The organism is Natrinema salaciae (assembly GCF_900110865.1).
In the GTDB taxonomy this organism is placed as follows: Archaea; Halobacteriota; Halobacteria; order Halobacteriales; family Natrialbaceae; genus Natrinema; species Natrinema salaciae.
In genome coordinates, this window is record NZ_FOFD01000003.1 from 100,370 (window position 1) to 116,329 (window position 15,960).

Below are 15,960 nucleotides of genomic sequence, written 5' to 3' on the forward strand. Positions count from 1 at the left end.
ATAAAATCCGATTCAGTCTGGTCAACACTGCCGCGAAAGGTAGCGACATCCGAGATAGGTGCTTAGAAAACGTCTCACGTTTTATCCATATCTGAACGCCATCCACACACCCACTCGAAAGGTTGATAACTGGATGTCAGTTACCCCTACCCAATGAGTTCTGCCGTCGACGAGGACACCGCCCGAGCCCTCAACACCGGCCGGGAGACGATCGGCGCGTTGCTCTCGGGTGCTCAGCAACACCTCCAGAAGGTGTTCATCGTCTTTCTCGTAGGCTTCGTCTCCTCGTTCTACGCGCTTCGGATGTTCGTCTGGGATTTCCTCGAGGCGACCGCGAAGGGACAGATGAGCGAGGAGATCGCCGGCTCGACCGACATCATCACCCGAACGCCGTTCGAGGTGATCCTGTTACAGGCCAAGATCGGGATGATCGTCGGCGCCGTCTTCGCGATCCCCGCCCTCCTTTTCTTCTCTCGAAAGGCGCTCCACCGTCGCGGCTACGACAGCGCCGTCCCGATCTCGAGGGAGCTTATCGCCGGTATCGTGATCATGTCGCTGTCGTTGTTCGTGACCGGTGTCGTCTACGCCTACAACATTTTCTTCCCCTTCGCGTTCAATTTCCTGGCAGGGAACGCCGTCAGCGCCGGCATCAAACCCAGTTACGGCATCACCGAGTTCACCGAGTTCATGGCGCTGCTGACGCTGTCGTTCGGCCTCGCCGCCCAGCTCCCGCTACTGATGGGCGTGCTCTCCTACACCGAGATCATCCCCTACGAGACGTTCCGCGACAAGTGGCGCCACGCCGTCGTCGGGATCGTGATCTTCGGTGCCGTGGCCTCGCCGCCGGACCCGTTCACGCAGGTCATGTGGGCGATGCCGATGGTCGTCCTTTACGTCTTCAGCCTCGGGCTCTCCAAGGTCGTTACCAACGTCCGACGGCGCGGCGCGGCGAAATCCGACGGCGCGGGGACGGCCCACATCAAACGCCGCCTCCTCCAGTTCGGTGGCGTACTCGTCGTCGTCGCCGCCGCGATCACCGCCGCCGTCAATCAGGGTGGCTTCGGCTACCTCCACGAGTCGGTCTACCCGGTCTTCCCGTCACCGGTGCGACCCAGCGGGACCTTCGGACTCGAGGCCACGGCGAACGCGAACGGGCTCTTCGGGGAGATTACGGTCGGGCTGATCGTGTCCGCCGCCGCCGGTTTCGTCGTCCTGCTGGGCTACACGATTTACGTGCTCCAGCAGCCGGTCTACCCGCGACAGGACGACATCCGACGCGCGGACACCCACGAGGACGTCGACTTCGAGACGCTCGACGTCGAGGACATCGACGACGTTTCGACGACCGTCTTCCGGAGCATGAGCGAGGAGGACGCCCTCGAGTACTCCCGGAAGGCGATGTACGACGACGACCGGGCGAAGGCCCAGGCCATCCTCGATCGCTTCGACACGATTCATGACGCGATGGAGGACGAGGACGGGACGGCGTCGGGCGACGCGGCCACAGCGGGCGCGGCGGGATCCGGCGGCGCTGCGGGCGACGACGAGGGCGGCCTCTTCGCGAACACCGCGGCCGGCATGCTCGATCCGTTCACCGAGGACGAGACCACCGAGGACGACATCGGCGGCTACGCCTACGACATCGCGTTCGTCTTCAACAGCCTCACCTCGAAGGTGTTCCGCATCGTGGGGCTGTTCATGCTCGTCATGGGAGGCACCTTCTTCTGGCTCTACTCGGGCGGTATCGGGGCCGTGCTCAGGCTCTTCCTCGATCGGGTTCCCCGACACGTGCTCGAGAAAATCGTCGGCGAGGGCGTCGATCCGAGCACGCTGACCCTCCAGGAACTCATCACGGAGATGGACATCGTCGTCGCCCTGCACCCCGTCGAGGTGCTCATCTTCGAGGCGAAGGTGAGCGCGCTCGCCGGCCTCGTCGCCGCCTTACCGGTGATACTGTACTACGCCTGGCCACCCGCCAAGGAGCGCGGGCTGGTCTACGGCGACCGCCGGACGTTCGTCGTCTGGGGCGGGGGCCTGCTGGCCGGCTTCGCCGTCGGGACCTACCTCGGGTTCTTCTGGGTCGCGCCGACGATCATCTCGTATCTGGTCTCGGACGCGATCAACAACGGGATGGTCGTCTCCTACCGGATCAAGAGCTTCTTCTGGCTCGTGATCTTCACCACCGTCGGCATCGGCTTCCTGTTCAACATCATCGTCACGATGGCGCTGTTCCACGTCGGCGGCATCGTCAGCTACCGCTCGATGCTCGAGCGCTGGCGGCCGGTCGTCGTCGGCATCTTCACGCTCGCCGCCTTCTTCAGCCCGAAGGGCGTGCTCATGATGTTGCTGTTCTCGATCCCGATCTCGCTCACGTATCTGATCGGGCTCGCCGTCCTCTACGTCCTCACCGCCGGCGGCCGGCTGTTCGGCGGCGGCGGCGGGTCGGCGGCCGAGTCGGAGCCCGACGACGCCGGCGCGACCGCAGCGGAGTGACGGCGCGCCGACGATCGGAACCGCCGCGACCTCGGAGACCCGTGCGACCAAGATCACCTCGTGGGACCGTGCGACCAAGTACCGTTAAGTCGGGGACGCGCGAACGCCTACGCAGACTGATGCCCAAGATCAGCGTCGAAATCCCGCAGGAACTCCTCGAGGATCTGGACGACCACGTCGGCGAGGACGGCAAGTTCGTCAACCGCAGCGACGCGATCCGATCCTCGATACGCAAGAATCTGGATATTCTAGACGAGATCGACAAACGGCACGATCGTCTCGAGACCGACGAGTGAGGTCAGTCCCGATCCAGACGCTGGGCGAACCCGAAGTTCGGTTTCGCGTCCTCGACGCGGACGGCGACGGTTTCGCCGACCTCGGTGCCCGGCACGAACAGCCGGTAGCCGTCGACCGACGCGATGCCGTCGCCTTCGCTGCCGACGTCTTCGATCTCGACCTCGAGTTCGTCGCCCGGTCGCACCGAGGCGGTGAGCCGCCCCTTCCCGATGAAGTAGACCTCGGAGGACTCGTCGCGGCTGGCCTTCGGCGAGGTCGCGCGGACGTACTGGAACTCCGCTTCGACGTCCGCCCGGAAGTCGTCGACGTCCGGCCCTTCGAAGACCTTCACGACGAAGTCCCCGCCGCTGTCGAGTAGCTCGAGTGCGGTCTCGAAGGCCTGCCGCGCGAGGTGCAGCGAGCGGGCCTGGTCCAGCGAGTACTCGCCGGACATGTTGGGTGCCATGTCCGAGATGACCGCGTCGACGGAGCCGCCGGCGGCGTCGATGACTCGGTCGCGGGTCTTGTCCTCGGTCATGTCGCCGCGCAGCGTCTCGACGTTGTCGTGGTCGTCGAACGCCTTGATCCGCTGGAAGTCGACGCCGATGACGTTCCCCTCCGGGCCGACTTCCTCGGCGGCGACTTCGAGCCAGCCGCCGGGGGCCGCGCCAAGGTCGACGACCGTGTCGCCGCGGTCGATCACGTTCTCGAGGTCGTCGAGTTGCTTGAGCTTGTAGGCCGCTCGAGAGCGGTAGCCCTCCTGTTTCGCTTTGTTGTAGTAGTGGTCTCGGGCCATGATCGGTCTTGGAAGCGCTAGTCGCCCGATACGGATAGGTGTGGCGAGAGTGGACGGAGAGAGCGGCTATCGACGGCAGCGGCCGACAGCAGGCGACACCCGTCTCTCGAACTACCGGCGAGTCGTCGGCGGGGACGCGACTCGAGCGGACACCGAGACGCGACCGGGACGCCGCGAGCGGCGAGATCACCGTCGAGGAAATCCGGTTGCGCGACGAGTACTGATCCCATCCCGACGTCGCCGCGGAACCGGCCGACTGCGCGCCGGCTGGCCGTAAAGGGTGGCTTTTTATGCCGACCGTCCGTACGCCGACCTATATGTTCAAGGCCATCGTGAGCGCCGAAACGCTCACCAGCGCGCTCGACTCGGTGAGCGTGTTGGTCGACGAGTGCAAGATCCACCTCGAGGAAGACGGACTGGAGATCCGGGCCGTCGACCCCGCGAACGTCGGGATGGTCGACCTCTCGCTCGATGCGGCTGCGTTCGAGTCCTACGAAGCGGACGGCGGCCTGATCGGTGTCGACCTCTCGCGGCTCGAGGATATCGCGGGTATGGCCGAATCCGGCCAGCTCATCCAGCTCGAACTCGACGAGGAGACCCGGAAGCTCCACATCCAGATCGACGGGCTCGAGTACACGCTCGCGCTCATCGACCCCGATTCGATCCGCCAGGAGCCGGACATCCCGGACCTCGATCTACCCGCTGAGGTCGTCCTCGAGGGGAAAGACGTCAACCGCTCGGTGACCGCCGCCGACATGGTGTCGGACCACATCGCGCTCGGCGTCGACGAAACGGAGGAGTACTTCTACGTCAACGCGGAGGGCGACACCGACGACGTCCACCTCGAACTCACGCAGGAGGATCTGATCGATCTGCAGGTCGGCCCCGCTCACTCGCTGTTCTCGCTGGATTACCTCAAAGACATGAACAAGGCGATCCCCACGGATACCGAGGTCACGCTCGATCTCGGCGAGGAGTTCCCCGTCAAGATCTACTTCGGCTTCGCCGAGGGGCAGGGACAGGTCACCTACATGCTCGCGCCGCGCATTCAGAGCGACTGACGACCGCGTCACTCGAGCAGTAGCACCGATTTTCCGGAACCACGGTTTTCTCGAGCGGTAGCTACTGTGCGACTGTGATCGTCGGGAGGGCTGACTCCGTTTTCCACGCGTAGCGTCAGGCGGCGTTCCGTCTCTCGGCGATGCGTCGGTTGTCGGTCGAATTCGATCGACCCCCAATCTGAGGGTCTACCGTACGTTAAATGGTTTCAGTATACTGATTCAGTATTCAACCCCAACAGATGTTAGTAATATGTATTTTCCGGATTGCACAATTTTATTGTCTATAACAATATCCTATTTCTATTTGTAACGATGACATACGGTGACAGCCGAACGACTGTATTCGTAGTGCTCGTGTCCCTGTTGTTGGTGACATCTCCAGTCGCCGTGGCAACAGGAGGTCTCACGGGCGCGAATACCGGGACGGAGGGAGAAACGGTCACGATCTCCGACGTACAGACGCAGTCAGGAGAGGACGTTCAGATCGAGTCGGAACTCGAGCAGTCAGCGGCGTCGACGGACACTGTCGAGGTGTTCGTGCGCATGGACGCCGAGGTGTCGCAGTTCGCAACCGCAACCGACGCTGAGAGCGCGGCCGCGCTCAAACGGGAGGCGACGGCGACACAACGGACGATCGAAACGTACGCTGAGGGCGTCGCTGGCGTCGAGATCGTCACGGAGTTCTGGCTCACCAACGCGGTCCTCGTCGAAGTCGACACGACGCAGGTCGATCTCGAGGAACTCGCACGGATCGACGGAGTCACCGAACTCCACCCGAACTACGAGGTCGAACTCGTCGAACCGGATGTGAACAGCGGGTCGACAAACGGCTCGACGGTCACGTACGGCCTCGATCAGGTGAACGCACCCGAAGTCTGGGAAGATTTCGACGCGACCGGCGAGGGCGTCTCGGTCGCCGTCGTCGACACCGGGCTCGCAGCCTCGCACGAGCAGTTCGCAGGTCGCGACGAGATCCAGGACAACTGGGCGGAGTTCGACTTCGACGGGAGTGAAATCGAGAGCGAGCCCTACGATCGGAACGGACACGGGACCCACGTCGCAGGGACGATTCTGGGCGGCTCCGCCGACGGCCAGCGGATCGGCGTCGCACCCGACGCGGAGCTGATCCCGATCAACGTCTTCCCGGGCATGCCCGATCGACAGTCGACGACGCTCGCGGCGATCGTCGCCGGCATGCAGGAAGCGGTCGAGCAGGACGCCGACGTAGCGAACTTCAGCCTCGGCGGCGGCGGGTTCGCCGCGATATACGTCGACGTGATACGGAACGCCCAGAAGGCGGGCACGCTCGTCGTCAGTTCCGCCGGGAACGACGGCCCGGGTTCCGAAGGAACGCCGGCGAACGTCTACGACTCGCTGGCGATCGGCGCGACGGACGCGAACGAGCAGATCGCCGAGTTCTCGACCGGTGCGACGGTTAACACTGACGAGGACTGGGGTCCCATTGCACCGGACGACTGGCCCGAATCGTACGCGACGCCCGACGTCTCCGCACCTGGCGTGGACGTCCGGAGTTCCTACCTCGGCGGCAACGATACCTACGCGGAACTCTCCGGGACCAGTATGGCTGCGCCACACACCAGCGGCGTGGCTGCGCTCCTGGCCGCCCAAGGTGTCGAAGATCCGTACGAAATGAAATCGCTCCTCGAGGAGACGGCGACGAAGCCGGCTCCCGACAGGATCAGTAAGCAGGTCGCCGCAGACGCGGCGGAAGTCAGCGACGCACAGTACGAGAACCTGTTCGCTGACGACGAACGCGACGTCCGGTACGGGTACGGCATCGTCGACGCGTACGCAGCGTCGGCAGCGCTGGCAAACGAAAGCCGGATCGACGGAACGGTCGTCGACAGCGACGGTGAACCGATCGCGGACCGCTCGGACCGGGTCCCGGACGGAAGCGGGCCCACAGTCACGATCGACGACGCCGATCGAACACAGTACGCCGCCGACGGGAGTTTCGAATTCGACGTCACGGAAGGCCAACACGAGGTGACCGTCTCCGGCGCGTTCGGGTACGAGGAGACGACCGAGACGATCGACGCGAGCGAGCCGGTCGAGCAGGACATCGTCCTCGCGGAGCAGTTCGAACTCGAGCTCGTTCGGGGACAGCCCCGTGAACTGGAAGTGGGAAGCACGGCCGAGGTCGCGGTCGACGTTGCCCACGTCGACGAACTCACCGTCGAGCTGGCCAACGAATCGACCGTCGACGAATCGAACGTAACCGTGGACCTCGCCGGAATCGAATCGGACGTGTTGGGCGACACCGTCGCGTTCGACGAGCCGCTGACCGCGACGCCCGCAGTGCTCGAGGTCACCGTCGACGGAGCGAACACCGCGGGCGAGACGATCGCGCTCGAACACACGTTCACCGGGAGCGACGGGACGACCGAAACGGTCACGACCGGTCCGACGACCGTCGTTACCGAGGTCACGGAGACCGACCCGCTTCGGATCGTCGAGACTGACATCGTCGAGGAGGCACTCGCCAGCGAGCAGATCGCACCGGGCGAGGTCGTCGTCAAAAACACGGACGACGACGTGACCCAGACCGGCACCGTGATCTGGAAGACGCCGATCGGGGACTTCTCCTCCGACGAGTACGAACTCGAGCCGGGCGAGACCGCGACGTACAATCGCACGCTCTCCTTCGGTGACGGCACGCCGGCACCCTGGTCGTACATCGCCGACACTGGCGAAACCGTCGACCACCGGTTCGTGCTGGTCAACGAAACGCTGACACAGATCCAAGAAGAGCGGTTCTCCACCGAGATCGTCGGCGGCGAACTCAACGGCACGGTGACCGACGCGGACACGGGCGAGCCGCTGCCCGGAATCGAGGTGACGGCGACGAACGGCGACACCCAGCTCAGTGCCGTGACCAATAGTTCCGGCGCGTACAGCATCATCGTCGACGCGCCGGGCGAGTGGACGGTCACTGCGGACGCGGCCAGCTACGGGCCGGCGAGCGCGACGGTCCAGTTCAACGACGATCTCGAGCCGGTCGAACGAGATCTCGCGGTCGGCAGCGATCCGACGTTCGAACTCTCGATGGAGGGTGGGAAGACCTACTCGGTCGGGCTCCCGGGCCCGGTCGACGGTGGCACCGTCGGTGACGTCGTTCCGGAGGAGACCAACGCCACGGTCCTCATGTACAACGAAACGACGAACCGCTGGGTCCAACCGAGCCCGGACGACGAGCTCGAGCCACTCGACGCGCTGCTCGTTACGCCGTTCGAAGACACGACGGTGACCGTCGAATTCGCCGGGACGCCCGGTACCGGCGACGGAGTGACGGAACCGCGTGACATCGAAAAGGGCTGGAACTTCGTCGCACCGGCCGCCTATGACGACCCCGAGGCGGCGTTCGAGCACGATTCGGATGCCACCCTCGGCGTGTTCCGGATGCAGCGGGAACCCGGCTCGAAGATGGTTCCCGAGAGCGGGTTCGCCGGAGTCGGGATCTTCGAAAAAACCACTAACGCGGTCAATCCGTTCACCGGCTACTTCGTGTACGCGTCGGCAGACGGCCAGCTCGAAACCAACGTGGACGAGGGAACGACCCTCGACTCGGCGTACGAGGACCTCGGAATCGACGCCGAGCGGCGGACCGGAACCGTCGAGCGACGCGTCGACGGCGCGCCCGTCGCAGGTGCGACGGTTCACGTCACGGGAACCGCCGTCTCGGCGACGACGGGCGCCGACGGGACGTTCACGCTTCCGCCACTCCCGACCGATGTCGAGCAGGAGGCCATCGTCACCGCCGACGGCTTCGAAAACAAGACCGTAAGCCTCGGCGAGAACGACACCGTCGAACTCGAGGCGAAGACCTTCTTCGAGGTCACGGACATCACCGTGAACGAGACGACCCTCAGTGTCGGAGAGCAGTATACGGTCGAGTACGAACTCCAGAACGAGGGCACCGAACGGGCATCGCAGATCGTCGAAGTCGAGTTCGGGCCCGGTCTCGAAAACGGGACGCGAGCGCGGCTGAGCGACGACGTCGTCGCGATCAACAGTACGGTCGTCGAACTCGCGCCCGGTGCCACGACGACGATCGAAATTCAGTCCGAAGTGATCGACGAACAGGTCACCGGCGACAGTCAGATCGGCGTCTTCACTCCGGACGATAGCGAGATCGTGAACGTCACGGTCACCGACGAGAACGGCACTGCGAGTGAGGCCGCGATCGGAGCGAGCGACCGGAGTGCCTCGCTGACGCCGATCGCCGCGTAGTACTCGTCGGTTTGTTCGTTCTCGGAGAGTCACACTGAGACGCGAGACAACAGGGGAGTCCGATCGACAGGAACATCGCGGAAGAGGCGGTCGTACTCGCGGTAGGACTCTCCGCGATCGCCGTCGGTAGCGGTGTCGCAGTTCACTCCAAGATGATGCTCCATCGGTCGCTGCGTTCGTCGTCCTGCAGCGCCCGTAACGGGTCGCCACGCCGGTAGCAACCGCTTCCGGCGGCCGCGTTCTGCGGTGCTCGCCGGAACGCGCTCCGCTCGAGGTGTGGCTGAATCGGAAGCACCGCGTTCGAGCGGCGACCGGGCTCGCGGGCACGCTACGGACGGTGTCTCGAGTCCGGCTCGAACGGCACGACGGATGCGACCGTGACTTAATGACGGAATATGCAAAGGATCGCGGCTACCGGTATCGCCGCTGTAGCTGGTCTATGCCCTCCGGAAACGCCTCCCCCGATCGACGCGACGGTGACTTCGTCACGACGTTCGATCGCGCCGATGATCGCGCGAGCGAAGCCGTCCTAAATGCGGTCGCTGCCGTCAGTGGGGTGGAGCCGGCCGATCTCTCTCCCCTCTACGACGTCGTCGAACCGGACGCACTCGATTCCTTCATCGAGCACGCCCAGCGAGTCTGCGACGCCGGCAGCCATCAGGTGTGGTTCACTTACGAGGGATTCGACGTCGGCGTTCGAAGCGACGGCGAGATCCGGCTCCGGGATGCCGCGACCGCGAACTGACGCCGCTGGTGCCTCGAGCGACACCGCTACTCCTGCTCGTCGAGGAACGACAGCACCGTCTCGTTGACCGCGTCGGCGTCCTCGATGAAGAACAGGTGGGAGCCGCCCTCGACGAGTTCGACGCGGCTATCGGCGATCTTCTCCTCGAGCAGCCGCGCGTTCTCGGCGGGGACCACCCGGTCGTTCGTTCCGTGGAGGATCAGCGTCGGCACGCGGACGCGTTCGAGACGGTCGCTGACGTCGAAGTTCAAGACGGCGGCGGCCTGGGCCTCTCGAGCGGGGTCGTCCGCGTCCTGTTCCAGCCGCCACTCGATGATCCGATCCATGAGGTGCGGGTTCCGATTGGTGAACCGGTCGTTGAACGCGGGCCGCATGCGGTGACGGAGCGTCTCCCGCTCGCTCGCCCCGTCGGGCGCGTCGAACATGTGTTCCTGGGTCTCGTCGGGCACCGGGGCCGCGTCGGGACCGCCGTGGGTCGTACAGCACAGCGTCAGCGTCTTCGCCCGAGAGTACTCGAGCGCGTAGCGCTGGGCGATCATCCCACCCATGCTCGCGCCGACGACGTGTGCGTCGTAGATCCCCGCGTCGTCGAGGACTGCCTCGAGGTCGGCGGCCAGGCCGCCGATGGAGTAGCCGGCCAGCTTGAACAGCACGAGCGCGCGGAGCCTGCCGGGGAGGCGCGGAACCAGCGGCGGCAGGCCGGTGTCCGAACGGCCGGTTCCCCGGTTGTCGGGGGCGACGATATCGTACTCGTCGGCGACGGCCTCGCGCTGCCAGCGCCACATCCACCGCCCGAACCCGAGTCCCTGTACGAACACGACCGGCGCGCGCCCGTCGCCCTCGCGCCGCTCGTACTCGTAGTAGATCGACACGCCGTCCCTCGTCGCCTGTGGCATACCCGAGACGACGTATCGAACGCCCTTGAAATCGATCCTCGCGACAGGAGACGGCGGTCGGCGATCGGACGCGAGGCCGAATCGGCGGGGATCGTCGGTAATACGTTGTTACCGCCGTCGTGGCGTCCGGATTCCGGCGGTGACCGCGTGGATCGGTTCTCCGACGAGTCGCCCCGACCGACGGCCGTGATAAAACGTGATTGGGATAATCAGCGCGTTTATCCCGTCGGAGTAATATCGTCTTACCGATGCAGCGACTCCACGCTCGGTACCCGTTTCTCGAGGCGGCCCGCGAGTCGGTCGCGACGGAAGCGGTCGATCTCGCGACCGTCGTCGAGCAGGACCGGGCGGTCGTCGATCGGGCGCGCCAACGCGTCGTTACCGCGCTCGAGTCGGGGGCGATCGGGGAGCCACACCGCGATCCGCGAATCGAGTTGCTCTCGTACCCGGTCGCGCGGGTGCTCGTCTCGATGGTCGGCGAGCGCGTCCTCGTGCGCAAGTACGCCCGCGCCGAGGCCGCGACGGCCTACGAGCGGTTCACCGCCGATATGGCGGACGACACCGAACTGAAAAGCGTCGAATCGACGGGACTCGAGCTCGCGGACCTGCTCGCCGAGTTCGACCTCCGGGAGGACGTCCGCGAGGTGGCCGACAGCGGCTACCGGATCGACGTCGGCACCTACCTCCCGCTGGCCGAAGATCTGTGGGAAGACGAGTGGCGGCTCGTGAATCGGCCGCTGAAGGCGGGCGAGGTGCCCGTCGACGAGGACGAGCTTCTCACGCTCCTTCGGGAGGCGATTCGGGGTCGCATCGAGGACGGACTCCCCTTCGACGTGCCCGACACCATCGCGACCGCGCTCGCGGACGACGACGAGGAGATCCGGTCGGTGCTGGCCGAGCTGGATCTCACCCAGGACATCGATACCGTCGTTCCCGACCTGTTTCCGCCGTGTATGAAGGCGCTGCTCGATCAGATCCAGAAGGGCGAGCACCTGCCACACCACTCCCGCTTCGCGATCACCGCCTTCCTGACGAGTATCGGGATGTCGACCGACGAGATCGTCGACCTCTATCGGATCAACTCGTCGTTCGGCGAGGAGATGACTCGCTACCAGACCGACCACATCCGCGGCGACAGTTCGCCCACGGAGTACTCCGCGCCCTCCTGTGCGACGATGCAGTCGTACGGCGACTGCGTGAACAAGGACGACCTCTGTGAGCGCATTCCCCATCCGATGGCCTACTACGAACGGCGGATCGACGACGCCGACGACGAGGAACTCGAGGACTGGCGGGAGAACGGGGACGACGAACAGTCCGCGAGCGACGACTGACTACTTCCGTGTCGGGTCCTCGGACAGGTCGTCGGCCCGTTCCCGGACGTCTCGTATCGCCCGTTCCTGTTCGCCGCGAGTGAGACCGCCGGTTTCGGCGTGTCGCCCGTCGTACTGCCAGGGCGGAATCGCGTTCCAGACGGTCGATCGGCCGTCGGTCTCGCGCCCGGGATCGGTCGCCGCCGTCCGTCGTCTCGAGAGCGCGATCAGGAGTCCGACCAGAACCACGAGCCCAACGGCTGCGCCCGCGACCGCCGGTCCGGCGAGGAATGCGACCCCTGCGAGAAGCGGAGCACAGAGCGTGAGGAGGACGAACGAGACGGCGATCCGCCGACGCGGCGATCGGGACGGGGAGCCACCGTCGTCGTCAATACTACCCATACGACAGTTCAACGTCCCAAGGTGAAAAGCGTGACGACGCCTCAGAACGTTCCCTGTGCGTCGTCGCCGTCGCCGTCGGTTTCGAGGCCGTCCTCGGGATCGTTCAGCACGTACGCGAGGCCGATACCGATCGCGGTCAGCAGGAGAATGAAGCCGACGATGACCGCGATGAGCATCTGGCCGCCCGCTGGCGTGAGCGTGCCGTTATCGGTTCCGTAGGTGGAGCCGACGACGATCATAGCCGCCAGCATTCCGAGGACGGCACCGGCGGAGACGACGATTTCGATGACCTGTTCGCGTTCGACCATTGACTGATCGCTTTCGCCGGCCCGGTGAAAAGCGCTTCGAAGGGGGCCTCGAGCGGCGGTCGGTCGGGTGCGATCGCCCCACGGCGGTGATCGCTACATAAACGCCACCCTTGCGTGTTCAGGCGCGCTCGTTATTGCGATCGACACCCTACGGACGACGAATAGCCAGCCGACCATCGATTTCCACTCGACGCACCTATGAAAACAACAGCGTCACCGAAAGCACCGCTCCCAGTACCGTCAGCACAACACCTCACGAAGCGATCGCGCCGGGCGCGCGTCGAACCGATGTCCGTCCTGGCGCTCGGCGACGGCCTCTACGAGGTCGAGTCCGCGAGCGATCACACCTATCTCGTCGATCTCGAGGCGGGCAGGTGCACCTGTCCGGATCACGTCTTCCGCGAGGCCCGCTGCAAACACGTTCGCCGGGTCGCGATCGAGATCACGGAGGGACGGACCCCGCCGCCGGGGGAGATCGCGGTCGACTGTCGCGACTGTGGCGAGACGATCTTCGTCGACGAAGACGCGACCGCCCCGTTCTACTGCGAGTCGCACGCGATCCGCCCCGGCGACACCGTCGTCGACCGCGAGACCGGCGACCGCCTCACCGTCGTCGACGTCTCGGAACTGCGGGCCGACGCCGTCGAACTCGAGGCGGCGGGCTGTACCGTCGCCGAGTACGGGACGAACGAGGACTACGACCCCGACGTTCCGGTCGTCGGGGCGGTCTACCATCACGCCACCGTGGCCCGAAACGGCGTCGTCCCCTCGTCACTGAAGGTCTACGTCTTCCCGCGGACCCGCCTCGAGAAGGCATCGAACGCCCGATCCGCGTAACGCTGGCCGTCGAAACACCGGCGGAAACCCCTTCCAACGCGTCGCAGGTTGGTACCGCCCGTTTTCTTGTGTACTGGTACCGATGATCGAACCATGGGTACGGGCATCGACTACGGGGAGTTCGACGAGGGACGGCACGTGAACTACTGGAAACTCGACCGCACGCTCCAGCGCGAACTGCGTCGAGTGACCGATACCGAAACGTACGACTGGGCCGAGCCCCGGCTCACCGAGTTCGGCGAACTGATCGGCCACACCGTCGCGGACAACGCCGATTACGTCGACGACCACGGGCCGGAACTCGAGACCTACGACAAATACGGGGACGTGAAGAACGCCGTCCGGTATCCCGCCGAGCAACTCGAGAGCGACGAACTGGTCTACGAGGCGGGTATCGTGGCCGACGCGTTCGAGGCCCCGCCCGGCCGCGACGAGCCGATGCCGATCAGTCACTTCCTGGCGATGTTGCACCTGCTGTGTTACGCCGACGCCGGCTTCGGCTGCCCCGTCGCGATGACCGCCGGCGCGGCGCTGGTCCTCGAACGCTTCGACGACGGTGACCTCGAGCCCTACTACCGGGGGCTCGTCAGCCGCGACTACGACGGGTTGATCGAGGGCGCGATGTTCCTCACCGAAGAGCAGGGTGGCAGCGACGTGGGGGCGAACGAGACGACGGCGCGATACGACGAGACGGCCGGCTGCTGGCGGCTTACCGGCGAGAAGTGGTTCTGCTCGAACGTCGACGCCGAAGGGACGCTCGCGCTCGCCCGAACCGCGGACGCGCCAGCGGGAACCGAGGGGCTCTCGATGTTCCTGGTCCCCCACAGCGACCCCGACGACGGGGTCATGACGAAGGGCGATCGGCGGGCGTTCGAGGGAGCACCGCCGGGCGACGCCGTAAACGACCAGCGGTACCGTCGGCTGAAGGACAAGCTCGGAACGATCGCCGTTCCGACCGGCGAAGTCGAGTTCGAGGACACGAAAGCCTTCCTCGTCGGCGAGACGGAGGCGGGCTTCGAACAGATGACCGAGATGCTGAACCTCGAGCGGCTCGCCAACGCCGCCGCCTCCTGTGGCGTCATGGGACGGGCCCTGCTCGAGAGCAGGGTTCAGGCCGCCACCCGGGAGGCGTTCGGAAAGACGGTCGACGAGTTCCCGCTGATGCGCGAGGACCTCGTCGACATGACCGTCGACTACGAGGCCGCGACGGCGTACGTCCACGAGGTCGGCCGGCTCTTCTCCGAGCGCGAGCGAGCGAGACGAAACGACCGCGAGAGCGACGACGCCGACGACACCTACCGACTGCTGCGATTGCTGATCCCGATCGCCAAGCTCCGGACGGGTCGGATGGCCGTCGACACCGCCTCCTACGCGATGGAGATTCAGGGTGGAAACGGCTACGTCGACGACTTCGTCACCAACCGCCTCCTCCGGGACGCACAGGTGCTGCCGATCTGGGAGGGAACCGAGAACGTCCTCTCGCTCGACGCGATCCGCGCCATGGAGCGCGAGGACGCCCACGAACCGTTCACGCGCGTCGTCGAGGAGCGACTCGAGGCCGTCACCCATCCCGCGCTCGCGGACGCGGCCGACACCGTCGCCGACGAGTACGAGGAGTTGGCCGGGGCGCTGATCGCGCTGGCCGGCGAGGACTCCGAGTACGCCCAGCTCTCGGCCAAGCGCCTCGCCCACTACGTCTTCGAGGTGTTCACCGCCGCGCTGTTGCTCGAGGAGGCACAGACCAGCCTCGAGAACGGGGACGGACGGACGGCGATGGTCGCACGGCGGTTCGTCACGACGGAACTCGAAACGCGAGAGGCGCGCGGGATCACCGGCGGCGATCGGTTCGTTCTCGAGGCGTTCGAGCCGATCGTTCACCACGCGCCGGTCGATCCGGACGACCTCTCGCAGACGGTCACGGCGGACGACTGAGACGGTCGGCTGACAGTCAGGTTCGGCGACCCGCGATCCGTCTCGGGTGCACTGGCGGGCGTCACTCGAGCAGCGACGCCGCCTCGTCGACGTCCATGACGCCCTGCTGGACCGCGTTCAGCACGCGGAGAACGTCCTCGTCCGGGCCGTCGTCGCCGCCGTCGGCGACTTCCTCGAGCGTCACCTTCTCGGACCGCCCGGTGAACTCGGGGAAGTCGGTGCCCTCCGCGAGGGCGGTTTCCTTCTTGACGCGGTAGTTCCCGCCGTCCGTCACGTGGAGGTCGCCGGGGTGGAAGAAGTACCAGTCCTCGCGGTCGAAGCGGACGCCGATCCGGGGCTTCGCGCCGAAGTTTCGCGCGAAGAAGGTCAGCGCCTCGACCTCCTCGCCGGTGAGATAGATCGGATCGCCGGCGCTGGACTTCGCTTCGATCGCGTAGAACTGCTCGCCGTCGCCGGCGAGTACGTCGGGGAGTTCGCGTTCGGTCGCGGATCCGCTCGCGGGCGCACGCATCACCGCGAAGCCGGCCTCGTCGAGCGCGTTGACGAGTTCCCGCTCGCGTCGGTCGCCCTTCGCCTGAGACATACCGCCCTCTCTTCCGCGGGCGATAATAAAGGACCGGACGGCGATGGATGGCGCGGTGAAAGTGGTC

Annotated in this window: 14 protein-coding genes; 9 read left to right on the forward strand and 5 right to left on the reverse strand. The window is 65.5% G+C overall.

The genetic code is table 11. The annotated features are described in order from the left end of the window. The first annotated feature begins 153 nt into the window (after positions 1–153). Together BMX07_RS09995 and BMX07_RS10000 are read left to right on the forward strand one after the other, a co-directional pair. The gene (locus BMX07_RS09995) at positions 154–2,493 is read left to right on the forward strand and encodes a twin-arginine translocase subunit TatC (protein ID WP_090617379.1); all 2,340 of its coding nucleotides are present in this window, start codon (positions 154–156) and stop codon (positions 2,491–2,493) included. A gap of 119 nt (positions 2,494–2,612) precedes the next feature. After that, on the forward strand, positions 2,613–2,789 hold the full coding sequence (locus tag BMX07_RS10000; RefSeq protein WP_090617380.1) for a ribbon-helix-helix domain-containing protein: 177 nt from the start codon (positions 2,613–2,615) through the stop codon (positions 2,787–2,789). A 2-nt stretch (positions 2,790–2,791) separates the two neighbouring features. On the opposite strand, the gene BMX07_RS10005 is transcribed toward BMX07_RS10000, so the two are convergent. Next, positions 2,792–3,565 carry a 23S rRNA (uridine(2552)-2'-O)-methyltransferase gene (locus BMX07_RS10005; RefSeq protein ID WP_090617382.1) on the reverse strand — a complete coding sequence of 258 codons (774 nt, stop codon included), beginning with the start codon at positions 3,563–3,565 and terminating at the stop codon, positions 2,792–2,794. A gap of 38 nt (positions 3,566–3,603) precedes the next feature. Between BMX07_RS10005 and BMX07_RS10010 the strand changes: the two genes are divergently transcribed. The 4 genes from BMX07_RS10010 (at position 3,604) to BMX07_RS10025 (ending at position 9,622) form a co-directional block, all read left to right on the forward strand. Continuing rightward, on the forward strand, positions 3,604–3,789 hold the full coding sequence (locus BMX07_RS10010) for a hypothetical protein (RefSeq protein WP_090617384.1): 186 nt from the start codon (positions 3,604–3,606) through the stop codon (positions 3,787–3,789). Between the two features lie 93 nt (positions 3,790–3,882). Continuing rightward, the gene (locus tag BMX07_RS10015; RefSeq protein WP_090618407.1) at positions 3,883–4,626 is read left to right on the forward strand and encodes a DNA polymerase sliding clamp; all 744 of its coding nucleotides are present in this window, start codon (positions 3,883–3,885) and stop codon (positions 4,624–4,626) included. Positions 4,627–4,995: 369 nt separating this feature from the next. After that, positions 4,996–8,877, forward strand: a complete 3,882-nt coding sequence (locus BMX07_RS10020; protein WP_245742088.1) for a S8 family serine peptidase — start codon at positions 4,996–4,998, stop codon at positions 8,875–8,877. A gap of 439 nt (positions 8,878–9,316) precedes the next feature. After that, on the forward strand, positions 9,317–9,622 hold the full coding sequence (locus BMX07_RS10025; RefSeq protein WP_090617387.1) for a HalOD1 output domain-containing protein: 306 nt from the start codon (positions 9,317–9,319) through the stop codon (positions 9,620–9,622). A 26-nt stretch (positions 9,623–9,648) separates the two neighbouring features. On the opposite strand, the gene BMX07_RS10030 is transcribed toward BMX07_RS10025, so the two are convergent. Further along, positions 9,649–10,518, reverse strand: coding sequence for an alpha/beta fold hydrolase (locus tag BMX07_RS10030; RefSeq protein ID WP_090617389.1), 870 nt, complete (start codon positions 10,516–10,518; stop codon positions 9,649–9,651). A gap of 248 nt (positions 10,519–10,766) precedes the next feature. On the opposite strand from BMX07_RS10030, the gene priL reads away from it, so the two are divergent. Further along, positions 10,767–11,852 (forward strand): DNA primase regulatory subunit PriL, encoded by a 1,086-nt coding sequence (gene priL, locus BMX07_RS10035; RefSeq protein ID WP_090617390.1) that lies wholly within the window; start codon positions 10,767–10,769, stop codon positions 11,850–11,852. Here priL and BMX07_RS10040 read toward each other — a convergent pair whose 3' ends face one another. Together BMX07_RS10040 and BMX07_RS10045 are read right to left on the reverse strand one after the other, a co-directional pair. Further along, positions 11,853–12,233, reverse strand: a complete 381-nt coding sequence (locus BMX07_RS10040) for a hypothetical protein (protein WP_090617391.1) — start codon at positions 12,231–12,233, stop codon at positions 11,853–11,855. Positions 12,234–12,274: 41 nt separating this feature from the next. Then, a complete protein-coding gene (locus tag BMX07_RS10045; protein ID WP_090617392.1) occupies positions 12,275–12,541 on the reverse strand; it encodes a DUF7472 family protein in 267 nt (88 codons plus the stop codon). A gap of 198 nt (positions 12,542–12,739) precedes the next feature. On the opposite strand from BMX07_RS10045, the gene BMX07_RS10050 reads away from it, so the two are divergent. Next, entirely contained in the window at positions 12,740–13,378 is a 639-nt protein-coding gene (locus tag BMX07_RS10050; RefSeq protein ID WP_090617393.1) for a hypothetical protein, read from the forward strand. A gap of 93 nt (positions 13,379–13,471) precedes the next feature. Further along, positions 13,472–15,310 carry an acyl-CoA dehydrogenase family protein gene (locus BMX07_RS10055; protein ID WP_090617394.1) on the forward strand — a complete coding sequence of 613 codons (1,839 nt, stop codon included), beginning with the start codon at positions 13,472–13,474 and terminating at the stop codon, positions 15,308–15,310. Positions 15,311–15,371: 61 nt separating this feature from the next. On the opposite strand, the gene hjc is transcribed toward BMX07_RS10055, so the two are convergent. Further along, entirely contained in the window at positions 15,372–15,893 is a 522-nt protein-coding gene (gene hjc / locus BMX07_RS10060; protein WP_090617395.1) for a Holliday junction resolvase Hjc, read from the reverse strand. Between the last annotated feature and the right edge of the window lie 67 nt (positions 15,894–15,960).

Bases quoted from the DNA above. Each gene is read 5' to 3' on its own strand.
- BMX07_RS10045 (WP_090617392.1), bottom strand. From the start codon at position 12,541: ATGGTCGAACGCGAACAGGTCATCGAAATCGTCGTCTCCGCCGGTGCC.
- BMX07_RS10055 (WP_090617394.1), top strand. From the start codon at position 13,472: ATGGGTACGGGCATCGACTACGGGGAGTTCGACGAGGGACGGCACGTG.
- BMX07_RS09995 (WP_090617379.1), top strand. From the start codon at position 154: ATGAGTTCTGCCGTCGACGAGGACACCGCCCGAGCCCTCAACACCGGC.
- BMX07_RS10015 (WP_090618407.1), top strand. From the start codon at position 3,883: ATGTTCAAGGCCATCGTGAGCGCCGAAACGCTCACCAGCGCGCTCGAC.
- BMX07_RS10040 (WP_090617391.1), bottom strand. From the start codon at position 12,233: ATGGGTAGTATTGACGACGACGGTGGCTCCCCGTCCCGATCGCCGCGT.
- priL (WP_090617390.1), top strand. From the start codon at position 10,767: ATGCAGCGACTCCACGCTCGGTACCCGTTTCTCGAGGCGGCCCGCGAG.
- BMX07_RS10025 (WP_090617387.1), top strand. From the start codon at position 9,317: ATGCCCTCCGGAAACGCCTCCCCCGATCGACGCGACGGTGACTTCGTC.
- BMX07_RS10000 (WP_090617380.1), top strand. From the start codon at position 2,613: ATGCCCAAGATCAGCGTCGAAATCCCGCAGGAACTCCTCGAGGATCTG.
- BMX07_RS10030 (WP_090617389.1), bottom strand. From the start codon at position 10,518: ATGCCACAGGCGACGAGGGACGGCGTGTCGATCTACTACGAGTACGAG.
- hjc (WP_090617395.1), bottom strand. From the start codon at position 15,893: ATGTCTCAGGCGAAGGGCGACCGACGCGAGCGGGAACTCGTCAACGCG.
- BMX07_RS10005 (WP_090617382.1), bottom strand. From the start codon at position 3,565: ATGGCCCGAGACCACTACTACAACAAAGCGAAACAGGAGGGCTACCGC.
- BMX07_RS10050 (WP_090617393.1), top strand. From the start codon at position 12,740: ATGAAAACAACAGCGTCACCGAAAGCACCGCTCCCAGTACCGTCAGCA.